The sequence below is a fragment of the Enterobacter sp. SA187 genome, assembly GCF_001888805.2.
In the GTDB taxonomy this organism is placed as follows: Bacteria; Pseudomonadota; Gammaproteobacteria; order Enterobacterales; family Enterobacteriaceae; genus Enterobacter_D.
Window position 1 is genome coordinate 1,884,704 of record NZ_CP019113.1, and the last position, 15,064, is coordinate 1,899,767.

General features: G+C 56.8%; 15 protein-coding genes. 6 read left to right on the plus strand and 9 right to left on the minus strand.

The genetic code is table 11. The features are described 5' to 3' along the window. The first annotated feature begins 65 nt into the window (after positions 1-65). On the plus strand, positions 66-758 hold the full coding sequence (locus BMF08_RS09000) for an IclR family transcriptional regulator domain-containing protein (RefSeq protein ID WP_072570820.1): 693 nt from the start codon (positions 66-68) through the stop codon (positions 756-758). 130 nt (positions 759-888) lie between these two features. Here the strand turns inward: BMF08_RS09000 and ruvX are convergent, their stop codons facing one another. The 8 genes from ruvX to metK form a co-directional block, all read right to left on the minus strand. Continuing rightward, on the minus strand, positions 889-1,305 hold the full coding sequence (ruvX, locus tag BMF08_RS09005) for a Holliday junction resolvase RuvX (RefSeq protein ID WP_072570530.1): 417 nt from the start codon (positions 1,303-1,305) through the stop codon (positions 889-891). Beyond that, on the minus strand, positions 1,305-1,868 hold the full coding sequence (locus tag BMF08_RS09010) for a YqgE/AlgH family protein (protein ID WP_072570532.1): 564 nt from the start codon (positions 1,866-1,868) through the stop codon (positions 1,305-1,307). Before BMF08_RS09010 ends, ruvX begins: the two co-directional genes overlap by 1 nt. Before the next feature lie 117 nt (positions 1,869-1,985). Continuing rightward, complete coding sequence (gene gshB, locus BMF08_RS09015) at positions 1,986-2,933, minus strand: glutathione synthase (RefSeq protein WP_072570533.1); 948 nt, start codon at positions 2,931-2,933, stop codon at positions 1,986-1,988. 12 nt (positions 2,934-2,945) lie between these two features. After that, positions 2,946-3,677, minus strand: a complete 732-nt coding sequence (gene rsmE / locus BMF08_RS09020) for a 16S rRNA (uracil(1498)-N(3))-methyltransferase (RefSeq protein ID WP_072570535.1) — start codon at positions 3,675-3,677, stop codon at positions 2,946-2,948. Positions 3,678-3,722: 45 nt separating this feature from the next. After that, positions 3,723-4,430, minus strand: a complete 708-nt coding sequence (gene endA / locus BMF08_RS09025) for a deoxyribonuclease I (protein ID WP_072570537.1) — start codon at positions 4,428-4,430, stop codon at positions 3,723-3,725. Between the two features lie 84 nt (positions 4,431-4,514). Next, the gene (locus BMF08_RS09030) at positions 4,515-5,015 is read right to left on the minus strand and encodes a SprT family zinc-dependent metalloprotease (RefSeq protein WP_072570539.1); all 501 of its coding nucleotides are present in this window, start codon (positions 5,013-5,015) and stop codon (positions 4,515-4,517) included. Between the two features lie 76 nt (positions 5,016-5,091). Next, on the minus strand, positions 5,092-6,486 hold the full coding sequence (locus BMF08_RS09035; RefSeq protein ID WP_072570541.1) for a sugar porter family MFS transporter: 1,395 nt from the start codon (positions 6,484-6,486) through the stop codon (positions 5,092-5,094). 401 nt (positions 6,487-6,887) lie between these two features. Then, the gene (gene metK, locus BMF08_RS09040) at positions 6,888-8,042 is read right to left on the minus strand and encodes a methionine adenosyltransferase (RefSeq protein WP_072570542.1); all 1,155 of its coding nucleotides are present in this window, start codon (positions 8,040-8,042) and stop codon (positions 6,888-6,890) included. Positions 8,043-8,471: 429 nt separating this feature from the next. Between metK and BMF08_RS21455 the strand changes: the two genes are divergently transcribed. From BMF08_RS21455 to speB, 4 genes are all read left to right on the plus strand, one after another. Continuing rightward, on the plus strand, positions 8,472-8,615 hold the full coding sequence (locus tag BMF08_RS21455) for a hypothetical protein (RefSeq protein ID WP_442778374.1): 144 nt from the start codon (positions 8,472-8,474) through the stop codon (positions 8,613-8,615). 92 nt (positions 8,616-8,707) lie between these two features. Continuing rightward, complete coding sequence (gene yqgB / locus BMF08_RS21460; protein WP_158684882.1) at positions 8,708-8,920, plus strand: acid stress response protein YqgB; 213 nt, start codon at positions 8,708-8,710, stop codon at positions 8,918-8,920. Beyond that, a complete protein-coding gene (speA, locus tag BMF08_RS09055; RefSeq protein ID WP_072570546.1) occupies positions 8,913-10,889 on the plus strand; it encodes a biosynthetic arginine decarboxylase in 1,977 nt (658 codons plus the stop codon). Before yqgB ends, speA begins: the two co-directional genes overlap by 8 nt. Positions 10,890-10,983: 94 nt before the next feature. After that, positions 10,984-11,904: an agmatinase gene (speB, locus tag BMF08_RS09060; RefSeq protein WP_072570548.1), complete on the plus strand. Its 921-nt coding sequence runs from the start codon at positions 10,984-10,986 to the stop codon at positions 11,902-11,904. Between the two features lie 126 nt (positions 11,905-12,030). Here speB and BMF08_RS09065 read toward each other — a convergent pair whose 3' ends face one another. After that, positions 12,031-12,789, minus strand: a complete 759-nt coding sequence (locus BMF08_RS09065; protein ID WP_072570549.1) for a M48 family metallopeptidase — start codon at positions 12,787-12,789, stop codon at positions 12,031-12,033. Between the two features lie 277 nt (positions 12,790-13,066). Here BMF08_RS09065 and tkt point away from each other — a divergent pair, with 277 nt between their 5' ends. Then, entirely contained in the window at positions 13,067-15,058 is a 1,992-nt protein-coding gene (gene tkt, locus BMF08_RS09070; protein ID WP_072570551.1) for a transketolase, read from the plus strand. Positions 15,059-15,064 lie beyond the last annotated feature (6 nt).

Consider the following 15,064-nt stretch of genomic DNA (forward strand, 5'->3'; position numbering starts at 1 on the left):
TTGTTTCCTTCTGTACTGGCGGTAAAATCGACGTTCAGAACGCAAAAATGGAATGGGTGCCGCTCATGTCGTCTCAACCGAATCAAAGCCTGATTGACGGCATTCGCTGTCTGCAATACCTCGTCTCCAGCGGCCGGGCCATAGGTTGTCGCGAACTGGCGCGCCTGATGGGCATCAATACCACCCGCGTTAACCGTCTGCTGATGACCATGGCGTCCATTGGCCTGACGATGCAGGACGAACAGCGGCGTTATCTCCCCGGTCCCGGCATTCACGCGCTGGCGGCGCAGGCCATCCGCGGTTCAGCGCTCTTTTCCCAGGCGCTGCCGTTGCTGGAGCGCCATGCCCCGAAAGACATCGTGGTGGCGCTGGGCGTGCTCTGGGAGGATCAGGTGATTTATATCTATCACTCGAGTCCCGACAGACAGGGCAGCCAGGCGCTGGCGGGTTTTCATATGCTGCCCGCTTGGCAATCCGTCATCGGCATGTCGCTGCTGGCGGCGGAAAGCGACGAGGCGCTGATAGCGCGTTTTTCTCCGGAACAGTGGCAGCAGCTCGGTCCGCATGTGGCGCAACAGCGCGCGCTCGGACGCGTGATCTGGCATCACGATGACGGCGAAGTCTCAATGGCCCGCCCGCTCGGTTTTCACTCGGCGGCGCTGGCGTTTGCCGGGATGTGGCAGCCTGACGACAAACAAGTCACCGCCCGGCTGGACGCGCTAAACCAGCTCTGTATCCAGCTAACGCAAAAAGAGTGAGCGCCAAATCGGGCTACACTGTTTCTTTTATAGATACACTATCGAAAATGCAAAAAGCAGGGCCGTAAAGTGTGAGGACGATCGAGGGAATCGTCCCCGACAGCGCTCATGCGTGACGGGGAAGGGGGGATCAAAGATGTTGTTCGAAATAGCTTTCGAGGATGATCACCGCCGAAGCAGAATCGACGTTGCCTTTGGTGAGCGAGCGAAAGCCGCCGTGTTCAAACAGCCCTGAACGGGCTTCCACGGTACTCAGACGCTCATCGTGTAACTGGATCTTCACGCCGAAACGGCCGTGGATCTTATTGGCAAAATTGCGCGCGCGGGCGGTCAGCGGCTGTTCGGTGCCGTCCATATTTAACGGCAGACCCACCACCACTGCATCCGGCTGCCACTCTTTGAGCAGCTTTTCAATCAGCTTCCAGTCCGGCGTGCCGTCCTGCGCTTTGATGGCAGTCAGTGGCCGGGCGGTGCCGGTGATACGCTGGCCGATGGCCACGCCGATGCTTTTGGTACCGAAATCAAACGCCAGTAAGGTGCCGCTCATCAGGCATGCCCCGCCACGCCAGGCATGGTTGAAATATCAATGCCGATAAGTTTTGCCGCCTCGCGCCAGCGGTCGGCAATCGGCGTTTTAAAGAGGATATTCTGATCGGCCGGGGCGGTCAGCCAGGCGTTGTCGAGGATCTCCTGCTCCAGCTGGCCTTTCTCCCAGGAGGCGTAGCCCAGCGCCACCAGCACGTCCGTCGGCTGGTCATCGGTGCCTAAGGTTTCCAGCACGTCCCGGGAGGTGGTGATCACCGTGTTATCGGAAATGCGGATGCTGGAGGCGAATTTGGCGGGCGGCGTATGCAGAATAAAGCCGCGATCTTCCGCCAGCGGGCCGCCGAGGAATACTGGTTTATCCAGGCGGATCGCCGGGTTGCGCGACTCAGGCTGAATTTTAAGTTTCTCAAGCACACCCTCAACCTTGAGGTTTTCCAGCGGCTTATTGATGATGATCCCCATTGCACCTTCATCGTTGTACTCGCAAATGTAGACAACAGCACGACGGAAGATGGGATCCTGGAGAGCAGGCATGGCAATCAGAAAGTGATGCTGTAAATTCATTGTCAAGGTTCTGTTTCCGGTTCAAAAAAGCAGCAAGCGTCCAGTATGCGGGGAAAGCAGCGTGCTGTCACTAGTCAGACACTGGCGGGTTCCCTCCCGCCGGATCGTCAGAGCGGATTACTGACCAAGACGCTTTTCGATGGCGTCCATCAGCATCCCGGTGATGGAGATCGGGAAGACGGCTTCGATTTCACGAATGCAGGTCGGGCTGGTGACGTTGATTTCGGTCAGACGGTCACCAATGATGTCGAGACCAACAAAAATCAGCCCTTTGGCTTTCAGCGTCGGGGCGACGCGGCGGGCGATATCCCAGTCGCTGTCGCTGAGCGGACGCGGTTCGCCACGGCCACCGGCGGCCAGATTGCCACGGGTTTCGCCGCCCTGCGGAATACGCGCCAGGCAGTAAGGCACAGGTTCGCCATCCACCACCAGCACGCGCTTGTCGCCGTCTTTGATGGCGGGCAGATAGTTTTGCGCCATGCAGTAGCGGCTGCCCAGCTCAGTCAGGGTTTCAGCGATCACCGGCAGGTTCGGATCGCCTTCTTTCACGCGGAAAATCGAGGTGCCGCCCATGCCATCCAGCGGTTTTAAAATGATGTCGTGATGCTTTTCCCAGAACGCTTTCAGCTGCGCCTTGTTGCGGGTGACCAGGGTTTCCGGGGTCAGATCGGCAAACCAGGCGGTGAACAGCTTCTCGTTACAGTCGCGCAGGCTCTGCGGCTTGTTGACGATCAGCGTGCCTTTTTCTTCGGCGCGCTCAAGGATATAAGTGGCGTAGATAAATTCGGTATCAAACGGCGGATCTTTACGCATCAGCACGACGTTAAGCGAGGCGAGGTCAATATCCTGCTCGCTGCCGAATTCGTACCATTTATCGTAGTTTTGCTCGACGGAGAGCAGACGCGTGCGGGCGCGGGCTTCACCGTTGGTCAGGTAAAGATCGGCCATTTCCATATAGTGCAGCTCGTAGCCGCGACGTTGCGCTTCCAGCAGCATAGCGAAGCTGGAATCTTTCTTGATGTTAATGTCTGCGATGGGATCCATCACGATGCCGAGCTTAATCATTCTTTTTCTCCGTTACCCCAAATCGCCGAAGCGTACTTGCAGTGCAGTAATTGCGGTGAGCGCGGTCGTTTCAGTGCGCAAAACACGTGGTCCCAACAGAATATCAGTAAACTGATAGCGTGCGGTCATGGCGATTTCATCGGCAGATAAACCGCCTTCCGGGCCGATCAGCAGGCGAATACGGCTCACCGGCAACGGCAGCGTGTTGATGCTGGCGCTGGCGCGCGGATGCAAATTCAGCTTAATGCCGTCGTCAGGCTCGGCGCACCAGGCTTCCAGATCCATCGCCGGACGGATTTCCGGTACCACATTGCGACCACACTGTTCACAGGCAGCGATGGCGATTTTCTGCCACTGCTGGATCTTCTTGTTCAGGCGTTCAGCATCCAGTTTAACGCCGCAGCGCTCAGAAAAAAGTGGCGTAATGAGGCTTACCCCCAGTTCGATCGATTTCTGGATGGTGAATTCCATTTTTTCGCCGCGGGACATCACCTGGCCCAGATGAATATGCAGCGGCGATTCACGATCGTCGGTTTCCCCGGACAGAACGCTGACCTCGACGCTTTTTTTATCCGCACGGAGGATTTCGGCGTCAAAAACCTGATTGCTGCCGTCAAACAACTGAACCTGCTGACCAGCGGTCATACGCAGTACGCGCCCCACATGGTTGGCGGCGTCATCGTTCAGCGCCACCTGCTGACCGACAGTTAAAGATCCCGGGTGATAAATGCGGGGTTTACGCATGCTAGTACTTCCGTTTAATCGCTCAATAATACGCGCCAGTGTAAGTTAGCTCTTTTGTGCCTGACAAGCGCGCAGCACGTAAGGGTTGTGATGCCCCTGCACGGCGGCGATACGGCGGTCGCGCTCACACTCCCAACTGGCCACCGGATAGAGTTTATCCCACGCGGTGAAAAGCTGCGTCTGCTGACGGGACAAAGAGAGCTGATACTGGTCACGCATGTAGAAATACGTACGCGCGATAGCGCCTCTGGCACGGGCAGGCGGCTCTGCCAGCTTCGCTTTGAAATCGACTTTCATCGGGCACTGACCGTACTGGCCTTCGCCGCCGTTCCACTGGCTGTACATGAAGTTGCCGCGATCGCCGTTCACTTCGCCTACGGAAGGTTGCAGGTTATGCATATCGCTTTCCATCTGGCGATAGACCGGATCTTTGCTGCAATTTTTGCGGCCGCCGTCCTGCCAGCACTGGCGCTGATGGCCGAACTGCCAGGCGGGCACCACATGCTCCCATTCGATACGGCTGGCGCGGTTTTCGTTTTTACGCACTTTATAGCCGCAGGACGCCAGATCGACGACGCCTTTTTTACCCTGCCAGGTAATTTTGCAGCCGCAGTAAAAATCGCCGGGCGCATCGGCGTTCACTTTGACGCTGGCCGCTTTCGCCTGCGAGAAATTGTTGATACCCCCGGCAATACCGGGAAAGGAAAGGCTGCCAGCCAGTAAAAGGGCAGCGAAAGCAAGTTTGCGGGACATAGCCTGCTCCATATCTGAGTGTGTCCGCACCCTAGCGAAAGCGGTTGTCAGATGCAATCAGTCAGAGCATAAAAGTTCCGAAAATCAGGCCTCCGCCACCAGCGGCTCGCCGCAGTGCACGCAGCGATACACGGCTTGGCCGCGCAGGATCTTGTTGTGGCGGCGCACGGTCAGCTGATGCTGCTGGCAGGGGCAGCGGTAAGGGAAGGTATTGCGGCGCACGGACGCCAGTTCAAACTGATGAGTACGGCGCGCCGGAACGCCGAGCACGCTTTCCATCATCCATTTCCACTCTTTGCCGTGCGGCGGCACGCGGCCAAAGTGCTTCCACACCAGCAGATGCGCCAGCTCATGGGGCACCACCTCGTCGATAAAGGCCTGCTGATTTTCCATCAGCAGCACCGCGTTCAGGCGGATCTCATAGCTTTCCAGCCAGGCGGTGCCGGCGGCAGTTCCCCGCTGCTGATACACCAGCGCCGGTTCCGGATAGGCGCGGTTGAGTTTCTGATTCGCGAGGGCGAGGTTGTCGCGCAGGCTGCGCATAACGGCCTGTTGAATGGCGATAGGAAGGCGGGTGGTTTTCATAACGGCAGAGAATAGTGCGGTGAAAAAAGAAGTGCAAGAAGGGCGTTGCCGGGTGGCAACGCCCTGAGGCGAACAATCAGTCGTGAGAGCCAATCTCGCGGAGTTTGCGGCCCTTCATCAGGTTGCGCTCGATATGCTCCAGCGACACATGCTTGGTTTCCGGCACCAGCCAGAGGGTCAGCACGATGAAGAACAGGTTCAGGCCCGCGTATACCCAGAAGGTGTTGGCGTTGCCCAGCGTGTTGAGCATGGTCAGGAAGGTCGCACCGACGATCATGTTGGCGATCCAGTTGGTGGCGGTAGAGCAGGTGATACCGAAATCGCGGCCTTTCAGCGGCTGGATCTCAGAACACAGTACCCAGATCAGCGGGCCGGCACTCATCGCAAAACCAACAATGAACATCAGCAGCATACCGACAGCCACATACTGTTCGGTCGGGGTATCAATACCCACATGCATCATGGTACCCAGTACGCCCATGCCGACCGCCATCACCAGGAAGCCCAGCGTCAGCGTCGGTTTACGGCCCCAGCGATCCACCAGACCGATGGCGATAAAGGTCGCCAGCACGTTGGTCACACCCACAATAACGGTGCCCCACATCTGCTCGGTGGTATTGGAATAACCCGCCAGTTCAAAGATTTTCGGCGCGTAATACATGATTACGTTCATACCGGTGAACTGTTGCATCACCTGTAACAGAATGCCGAGGAACACGGCGCGGCGGAAGTTGCTGTTCTCTTTAAACAGCGCCCAGCCGCTCTGCTTAACCTGCAGGCTTTCACGGATCTCATCCAGTTCGTTTTTCGCTTCGGCGCTGGTATCGCGCAGACGCAGCAGCACGCGTTCGGCATCATGGAAGCGGCGTTTCGCGGCATACCAGCGCGGGCTGTCCGGCAGGAAGAACACGCCAATCAGCAGCAGCACGGCCGGTATGATGATCACGCCCAGCATCCAGCGCCATGCGCCGCTGTAGCTGAATGCAGTGTCAGACAGATAAGCGCCGAGAATACCGATAGTGATCATCAACTGGTACATTGAGATCATGCTGCCGCGAATTTTTTCTGGTGCGATTTCAGACAGGTACAGCGGAGCGGTATAAGAGGCCACGCCGACCGCAAGGCCGAGCAGCACGCGCGAGAGGATCAGTACTTCGACGTTTGGCGCGGCGGCTGAGAACAGCGAACCGATCACAAACAGCACCGCACCGATCATCAGGCTCTTTTTACGCCCGAGACGGAAAGACAGCCAGCCGCTACCCACAGCGCCCACGGCGGCACCGAACATCATGGAACTCACCACCCATTCCTGCGTGTGCGGGCTAATTTTAAACTCATCGGTAATGAAGGGCAGGGCCCCTGCGATCACACCAATATCAAGGCCAAACAGCAGTCCGGCCAGTGCGGCGAGGAAACAGACAAAAAACGTCATTGCCTTGTTAGAACGCCCCTTTTTTTTATTATCAGGCATATCGCCTCCGGTTAAGTCACACATTTATCGACGTAAAGGTTAGGTGAGCAAGCTATTGTTTTGTGTGATGTAAATCACGCTAGTGTAATCGGTTACACCCCGCCTGCAAGACTAATTGTTAAATTAATTAAATTTATCAATAGATTATTATAGTTTTGCAAATCCCATGTGAAAGTACATTCAGATTAAACCGAAGCATGATGTAACAGGAGGTTAAAAATGGCTGAAAAAACGCAACAGGGCAGGGGATGGCAGGTCAACGGTGATGTAATCGCTTTCAGAAAAAGACGAACTGGGGCACATAAAGTATAGACCGCTCGGCAGGCGGATGGGCCAGGAAAAAGCGTAAAAAAGCAAAAGGCCAGCACAGGGCTGGCCTTTATTACGCGACTGTCAGCAGATTATTTCAGGCCGGCAGCGTCACGCAGCACGGCAGCTTTGTCGGTTTTTTCCCACGGGAAATGTTCGCGACCAAAGTGACCGTATGCCGCGGTTTCTTTGTAGATCGGGTGCAGCAGATCCAGCATCTGGATCAGGCCGTACGGACGCAGGTCGAAGAACTCGCGCACCAGCAGGGTCAGCTGTTCGGTAGCGATTTTCTCGGTGCCGAAGGTTTCCACCATGATGGAAGTCGGTTCAGCCACGCCAATCGCGTAGGAGACCTGGATTTCACAGCGATCCGCCAGACCCGCCGCCACGATGTTTTTCGCAACGTAACGCGCCGCGTAGGCCGCAGAGCGGTCCACTTTCGATGGATCTTTACCGGAGAAAGCGCCGCCGCCGTGACGCGCCATGCCGCCGTAAGTATCAACGATGATCTTACGACCGGTCAGGCCGCAGTCGCCCATCGGGCCGCCGATAACAAAACGGCCGGTCGGGTTGATGAAGAATTTAGTGGATTCGTTCAGCCACTCCTGCGGCAGAACCGGCTTGATGATCTCTTCCATCACGCCTTCCTGCAGGGCTTTCTGATCGATATCTTCAGCATGCTGCGTGGAAAGTACCACGGCATCGATACCGACAATTTTGCCGTTGTCATACTGGAAGGTCACCTGGCTTTTCGCATCCGGACGCAGCCATGGCAGGGTGCCGTTTTTACGCACTTCTGCCTGACGCTGCACCAGACGGTGAGCGTAGGTGATTGGCGCTGGCATCAGCACGTCGGTTTCGTTGGTCGCGTAACCAAACATCAGGCCCTGGTCGCCCGCGCCCTGTTCCAGCGGATCGGCACGGTCAACGCCCTGGTTGATGTCCGGAGACTGTTTACCAATCGCGCTCAGTACGGCGCAGGAATTGGCGTCAAAGCCCATGTCAGAATGGACATAACCGATGTCACGCACGGTTTTACGGGTGATTTCTTCGATGTCGACCCATGCGCTGGTGGTGATTTCGCCACCCACCAGAACCATCCCGGTTTTCACATAAGTTTCGCAGGCGACGCGCGCTTTTGGATCCTGTTCGAGGATCGCGTCCAGTACGGCATCGGAAATCTGGTCAGCGATTTTATCAGGATGTCCTTCTGAGACAGACTCTGATGTAAAAAGGTGTTTTGCCATGTTCTAAGTCACCCTGGGGTAATGGTATAAGCTCAAACTCTGTGCCGGGGCCGTCGATGCGGCATGCAGGTTAATGACACAGGAAGTCTAAGTGTTAATCTGTATAGATGGATTAACATCTGGACGGCTATTTTAGGTCAATTCTTGAGCCCATTTCCAGCCTTTTTTGAGATTCGTCGCATTCTTCATAACAGCCCAACGGCGAATTTTACTTATATGCCTGCAAAGCCTGCTTTTTTATTTTGCTTTTTGCCCCCTTTGACGGTATAAAACGCCGCACGCGGCTTATCCCTTGCGGCGCTTTGCGCCAGGGTATAAAAAAGCGCACGACAACGTTTCGTGTCGCCACTTCCAGCCGGGTTGAGCAGTTAAATTCGCTTGGGCTTATCGCTGACCAGACCCCGGTTGGCGTGGAGGTGATACCAGATAATGAACCGTTGTTTACCGCTAGATCTGCCATGCCGTCCGGCCGGGCATCTTACTCCCGCTACCTGCATATCTTCATTGCAATCCTGCCGATGTTTAACCCATCTCGGCGCTTCTCAGGACTCCAGAGCCGGTAAGGCCCTGTAATACCTGAACAAGGGCGCTCCTGTTGATCAGGGGTTTTCTCGTGGTTTCGCTGAACCGTCATAATCTGGTTCGGATACGTGTTTTAAAATGATATGAACAAGAAACCGGTCGCGCAGTCGGCGTACCAGCATAGTCTGCTGGCCACTCCGCCTGTTTATGGGTTGTTATCGCTGTGTTACGCTGCGATAGTAGTCAACTGTTTTATATCCACGGTCTTTCGTGCGGCAAGGGTAATTCCGACTTGCGGTAAGCCGAATTTCACAGGGTATACACTTTCAACTATGTTTGAGGTTCGCTATGTCTGACGACATGTCTTCGCCATCCCCTTCGTCAGCAGGCGAACAGGGTGTACTACGTTCCATGCAGGAGGTAGCCATGAGCTCCCAGGAAGCCAGCAAAATGCTGCGCACCTATAATATTGCCTGGTGGGGCAATAACTATTACGACGTCAACGAACTGGGGCATATCAGCGTTTGCCCGGATCCTGACGTACCGCAAGCGCGCGTTGATCTTGCTGAACTGGTAAAAGCGCGTGAAGCGCAGGGGCAGCGTCTGCCTGCACTGTTCTGCTTCCCGCAGATCCTGCAGCACCGTCTGCGTTCAATCAACGCCGCCTTTAAACGTGCGCGCGAATCCTATGGCTACAATGGCGACTACTTCCTGGTCTACCCGATTAAGGTGAACCAGCATCGTCGCGTTATTGAGTCCCTGATCCACTCCGGTGAACCCCTGGGTCTGGAAGCCGGTTCCAAAGCGGAACTGATGGCGGTGCTGGCCCATGCCGGCATGACCCGCAGCGTGATCGTCTGTAACGGTTATAAAGACCGTGAATACATCCGCCTGGCGCTGATCGGCGAAAAGATGGGCCACAAGGTCTATCTGGTGATCGAGAAGATGTCCGAGATCGCCATCGTGCTGGACGAAGCCGAACGTCTGAACGTCATCCCGCGCCTTGGCGTGCGTGCGCGTCTGGCGTCGCAGGGCTCCGGTAAATGGCAGTCCTCCGGCGGTGAAAAATCCAAATTCGGCCTGGCTGCCACCCAGGTGCTGCAACTGGTGGAAATTCTGCGTGAACGCGGTCGTCTGGACAGCATCCAGCTGCTGCACTTCCACCTCGGCTCGCAGATGGCGAATATTCGCGATATCGCCAACGGCGTGCGTGAATCCGCCCGTTTCTACGTTGAGCTGCATAAGCTGGGCGTGAACATCCAGTGCTTCGACGTGGGCGGCGGCCTGGGCGTGGACTATGAAGGCACGCGCTCGCAGTCCGACTGCTCCGTTAACTACGGCCTGAACGAATACGCCAACAACATTATCTGGGCGATTGGCGATGCCTGCGAAGAGCACGGCCTGCCGCATCCGACGGTGATCACCGAGTCTGGCCGCGCCGTGACCGCGCACCATACCGTGCTGGTGTCCAACATCATCGGCGTGGAGCGTAACGAATACACCGAGCCGACCGCGCCGTCCGAAGACGCACCGCGCGCGCTGCAAAGTATGTGGGAAACCTGGGGCGAAATGCACCAGCCGGGTACCCGTCGCTCCCTGCGCGAATGGCTGCACGACAGCCAAATGGATCTGCACGACATTCACGTCGGCTACTCCTCCGGCGCTTACTCCCTGCAGGATCGCGCCTGGGCGGAACAGCTCTACCTGAGCATGTGCCACGAAGTGCAGAAGCAGCTGGATCCGAGCAATCGCGCCCATCGCCCGATTATCGATGAGCTGCAGGAACGTATGGCGGATAAAATTTACGTCAACTTCTCGCTGTTCCAGTCGATGCCGGATGCCTGGGGTATCGATCAGCTGTTCCCGGTGATGCCGCTGGAAGGGCTGAACCAGGTGCCGGAACGTCGCGCGGTGCTGCTGGATATTACCTGTGACTCGGATGGCGCTATCGATCACTATGTGGATGGCGACGGTATTGCCACCACCATGCCGATGCCGCAGTACGATCCGGAAAACCCGCCGCCGCTGGGCTTCTTTATGGTGGGCGCGTATCAGGAAATTCTCGGCAACATGCATAACCTGTTCGGTGACACCGAAGCGGTGGACGTGTTTGTCTTCCCGGATGGCAGCGTGGAAGTCGAGCTGTCTGACGAAGGCGATACCGTGGCCGATATGCTGGAATATGTGCAGCTGGATCCGAAAACGCTGTTAACGCATTTCCGCGATCAGGTGAAACAAACCGATCTGGATACGGATCTGCAACAGCAGTTCCTCGAAGAATTTGAAGCCGGACTGTACGGGTATACCTACCTGGAAGACGAGTAATCGACTCCCGCTTCGCCCCTAATCCCTTTCTCGTCGGGTTTAACGACGCGGAGGGGATTTTTTTTATATCGACTTTACGAAAGAGGTCACAGACATGAGCACCTTAGGTCATCAGTACGATAACTCTCTGGTATCTAACGCCTTTGGTTTTTTACGCCTTCCGATGAATTTCCAGCCGTATGACAGTGATGCTGACTGGGTGATCACCGGTGTACCTTTTGATATGGCGACCTCCGGCCGTGCCGGTAGCCGTCATGGGCCGGGCGCAATCCGTCAGGTGTCCACCAACCTCGCCTGGGAACACAACCGTTTCCCGTGGAACTTCGACATGCGCGAGCGCCTGAATGTCGTCGACTGCGGCGATCTGGTGTATGCCTTCGGCGATGCGCGCGAAATGAGCGAAAAATTACAGGCCCATGCGGAAAAACTGCTGGCGGCCGGTAAGCGTATGCTCTCCTTCGGCGGCGACCACTTCGTCACGCTGCCGCTGCTGCGCGCCCATGCGAAACACTTCGGCAAAATGGCGCTGGTGCATTTCGATGCCCACACCGACACCTACGCGAACGGTTGCGAGTTCGACCACGGCACCATGTTCTACACCGCGCCGAAAGAAGGCCTGATCGATCCGCACCACTCCGTGCAGATCGGTATCCGTACCGAGTTCGACAAAGACAACGGCTTTACCGTGCTGGATGCCTGCCAGGTGAACGATCGCAGCGTGGACGACATTCTCGCCCAGGTGAAACAGATTGTGGGCGACATGCCGGTTTATCTGAGCTTTGATATCGACTGTCTGGATCCGGCGTTCGCACCGGGCACCGGCACGCCGGTCATTGGCGGGCTGACCTCCGATCGCGCCATTAAACTGGTGCGCGGCCTGAAAGATCTGAATATCGTGGGTATGGACGTGGTGGAAGTAGCACCGGCTTACGATCAGTCTGAGATCACGGCGCTGGCCGCCGCGACGCTGGCACTGGAAATGCTGTATATCCAGGCCGCCAAGAAAGGCGAGTAATCGGGCTATTTTACTCGCCATTATGGGCCAGGGCAGTGCTCGCCATCCTCACGTACCAGGTGTACGCTCCGGTGGCTGCGCGCTGGCCTGACCCAGACTGGCTTCGCCAATTACGCCCGAACAGATTTATTTGATGCCGTCTGCCGCCATGCGATCACGAATATGCTGCGCACGCGCTTCGGACGCCGGATGGTCGTCAAACATTGAACTTTGACGGCCTGCTTCCAGTTTAGAGAGCTTCTCAAAGCTGGTTGCCAGACCGGCCGGGCTGATGCCGCGTTTGCGCAACAGATCGTAAGAGTAGTCATCCGCTTCGGATTCCTGGCGTTGCGAGAACTGGGAATTGACCAGTTTTTCACCCAGATCGCCAAGCTGCGACTGCGACAGACTACCCACTACGCCACCGGCAGACGCCGCCGCCACGCGCACCGCGTTGGTACCCAGCGCCACCTGCATGCCGCGCTTCACATGACCAAGCGCCACGTGACCCATTTCATGGCCGATCACCGCTTCCACTTCGTTGTCGTTCATCATATCCATCAGGCCGCTGTATACGCGGATGCAGCCGTTCGCCATCGCAAAGGCGTTCACATCTTTCGTCTCATAGACCTTGTAGTTCACGGCCTGGCCGTTGATGTTGTCGCCCAGCGCGTTGGCGATTTTCGCCAGACGCTGGCTGTAAGCGCTGCTGGCCGGGGAGATCGTCGCTTTGCTGTCCATCTCTTTACAGGCTTCATCGCTTAACGCAATTACCTGCTGATCGCTTAATGAGTAGGCCTGGAACGCTTCCGCGCCGGAGCTCATCAGGCCGTTAGAATCCATGTTCTGGCAGCCGGTCAACGCCGTTGCCACACCCAGAGCAAGCAATGCTGTGCGAATCTTCATGTCTTATCTTCCGCAATAATTAATGCATATTTTGTTAGTCGCCGCGCCTGAACGAAGCGGGCTGGTGCGCTGAGTATAAAGAATAGAACGGGATGGCGGCGAGCGTTTGCGCAACTTGCGAGCATGATCCAGAGATTTCTGAAGCGGCAAAAGGATGCTCCATGTACATGAGTTGCCGCTTGGGTTACATTGTTGTCACTTTTTTCCGGCGTAGCCCATTCCGCGCTGTAGTCAAGTCGCCAGGGCATGGCCTTTAACAGTCCGATCTGGAGTCAAAATGTCCTCACGTAAAGAGCTTGCCAACGCTATTCGTGCGCTGAGCATGGACGCAGTACAGAAAGCCAAGTCCGGTCACCCGGGCGCCCCCATGGGCATGGCAGACATCGCCGAAGTCCTGTGGCGCGATTTCCTGAACCATAATCCCCAGAACCCGTCCTGGGCTGACCGCGACCGCTTCGTGCTGTCCAACGGCCACGGCTCCATGCTGATTTACAGCCTGCTGCACCTCACCGGCTACGATCTGCCGATTGAAGAGTTGAAAAACTTCCGTCAGCTGCACTCCAAGACCCCGGGTCACCCGGAAGTGGGCTACACCGCCGGTGTGGAAACCACAACCGGCCCGCTGGGTCAGGGCATTGCTAACGCAGTAGGTATGGCTATCGCTGAGAAAACCCTCGCGGCGCAGTTTAACCGCCCGGGCCATGACATCGTCGACCACTACACCTACGCCTTCATGGGCGACGGCTGCATGATGGAAGGCATCTCCCACGAAGTGTGCTCCCTTGCCGGTACCCTCGGCCTCGGCAAGCTGGTGGCGTTCTATGATGACAACGGCATCTCTATCGACGGCCACGTAGAAGGCTGGTTCACCGACGACACCGCAGCACGTTTTGAAGCCTACGGCTGGCACGTGGTGCGTGGTGTGGACGGTCACGATGCTGACGCGATCAAACGCGCCATCGAAGAAGCTAAATCCGTAACCGACAAACCATCCCTGCTGATGTGCAAAACCATCATCGGTTTCGGTTCCCCGAACAAAGCCGGTACTCACGACTCCCACGGCGCGCCGCTGGGCGATGCTGAAGTGGCACTGACCCGCGAACAGCTGGGCTGGAAACACGCGGCTTTTGAAATCCCGTCTGACATCTATGCGCAGTGGGACGCGAAAGAAATGGGCGCGGCGAAAGAAAACGCCTGGAACGAGAAGTTTGCTGCCTACGCGAAAGCTTTCCCGCAGGAAGCGGCAGAATTCACCCGCCGTATGAAAGGTGAAATGCCGGAAGATTTCGCCGCGAAAGCGAATGAATTCATTGCCAAACTGCAGGCAAACCCGGCGAAAATCGCCAGCCGTAAAGCGTCCCAGAATGCGATTGAAGCCTTCGGCCCGTGGCTGCCGGAATTCCTTGGCGGTTCTGCTGACCTTGCGCCAAGCAACCTGACCATCTGGTCCGGCTCGAAAGCGATTAACGAAGACGCCGCAGGTAACTACATCCATTACGGCGTGCGCGAATTCGGTATGACCGCCATTGCCAACGGTATCGCCCTGCACGGCGGTTTCGTGCCGTACACCTCCACCTTCCTGATGTTTGTGGAATACGCCCGTAACGCGGTGCGTATGGCAGCGCTGATGAAACAGCGTCAGGTGATGGTTTACACCCACGACTCCATCGGTCTGGGCGAAGACGGCCCGACGCACCAGCCGGTTGAGCAGATCGCTTCCCTGCGCGTCACCCCGAACATGAGCACCTGGCGTCCGTGCGATCAGGTTGAATCCGCGGTAGCCTGGAAATACGGTGTAGAGCGTCACGACGGCCCGACCGCGCTGATCCTCTCCCGTCAGAATCTGGCGCAGCAGGATCGTACTGAGCAGCAGCTGGCAGACATCGCCCGTGGCGGTTATGTACTGAAAGACAGCGACGGCCAGCCGCAGGTGATCTTCATCGCCACCGGTTCCGAAGTGGAGCTGGCTGTAGGCGCATGGGAAAAACTGACTGCCGAAGGCATCAAAGCCCGCGTGGTCTCCATGCCGTCTACCGATGCGTTCGACAAACAGGATGCCTCTTACCGCGAATCCGTACTGCCGAAAGCCGTCTCCGCGCGCGTGGCGGTGGAAGCGGGTATCGCTGACTACTGGTACAAATACGTTGGCCTGAACGGCGCTATCGTCGGCATGACCACCTTCGGCGAATCTGCCCCGGCAGAGCAGCTGTTTGAAGAGTTCGGCTTCACGGTCGACAATGTGGTAAGCCAGGCAAAAGCACTGCTGTAATCGTTG

Bases quoted from the DNA above. Each gene is read 5' to 3' on its own strand.
- BMF08_RS09065 (WP_072570549.1), bottom strand. From the start codon at position 12,789: ATGAAGATTCGCACAGCATTGCTTGCTCTGGGTGTGGCAACGGCGTTG.
- rsmE (WP_072570535.1), bottom strand. From the start codon at position 3,677: ATGCGTAAACCCCGCATTTATCACCCGGGATCTTTAACTGTCGGTCAG.
- ruvX (WP_072570530.1), bottom strand. From the start codon at position 1,305: ATGAGCGGCACCTTACTGGCGTTTGATTTCGGTACCAAAAGCATCGGC.
- gshB (WP_072570533.1), bottom strand. From the start codon at position 2,933: ATGATTAAGCTCGGCATCGTGATGGATCCCATCGCAGACATTAACATC.
- speA (WP_072570546.1), top strand. From the start codon at position 8,913: ATGTCTGACGACATGTCTTCGCCATCCCCTTCGTCAGCAGGCGAACAG.
- BMF08_RS09030 (WP_072570539.1), bottom strand. From the start codon at position 5,015: ATGAAAACCACCCGCCTTCCTATCGCCATTCAACAGGCCGTTATGCGC.
- speB (WP_072570548.1), top strand. From the start codon at position 10,984: ATGAGCACCTTAGGTCATCAGTACGATAACTCTCTGGTATCTAACGCC.
- BMF08_RS09000 (WP_072570820.1), top strand. From the start codon at position 66: ATGTCGTCTCAACCGAATCAAAGCCTGATTGACGGCATTCGCTGTCTG.
- metK (WP_072570542.1), bottom strand. From the start codon at position 8,042: ATGGCAAAACACCTTTTTACATCAGAGTCTGTCTCAGAAGGACATCCT.
- endA (WP_072570537.1), bottom strand. From the start codon at position 4,430: ATGTCCCGCAAACTTGCTTTCGCTGCCCTTTTACTGGCTGGCAGCCTT.
- BMF08_RS21455 (WP_442778374.1), top strand. From the start codon at position 8,472: ATGAACCGTTGTTTACCGCTAGATCTGCCATGCCGTCCGGCCGGGCAT.
- tkt (WP_072570551.1), top strand. From the start codon at position 13,067: ATGTCCTCACGTAAAGAGCTTGCCAACGCTATTCGTGCGCTGAGCATG.
- BMF08_RS09035 (WP_072570541.1), bottom strand. From the start codon at position 6,486: ATGCCTGATAATAAAAAAAAGGGGCGTTCTAACAAGGCAATGACGTTT.
- yqgB (WP_158684882.1), top strand. From the start codon at position 8,708: ATGAACAAGAAACCGGTCGCGCAGTCGGCGTACCAGCATAGTCTGCTG.
- BMF08_RS09010 (WP_072570532.1), bottom strand. From the start codon at position 1,868: ATGAATTTACAGCATCACTTTCTGATTGCCATGCCTGCTCTCCAGGAT.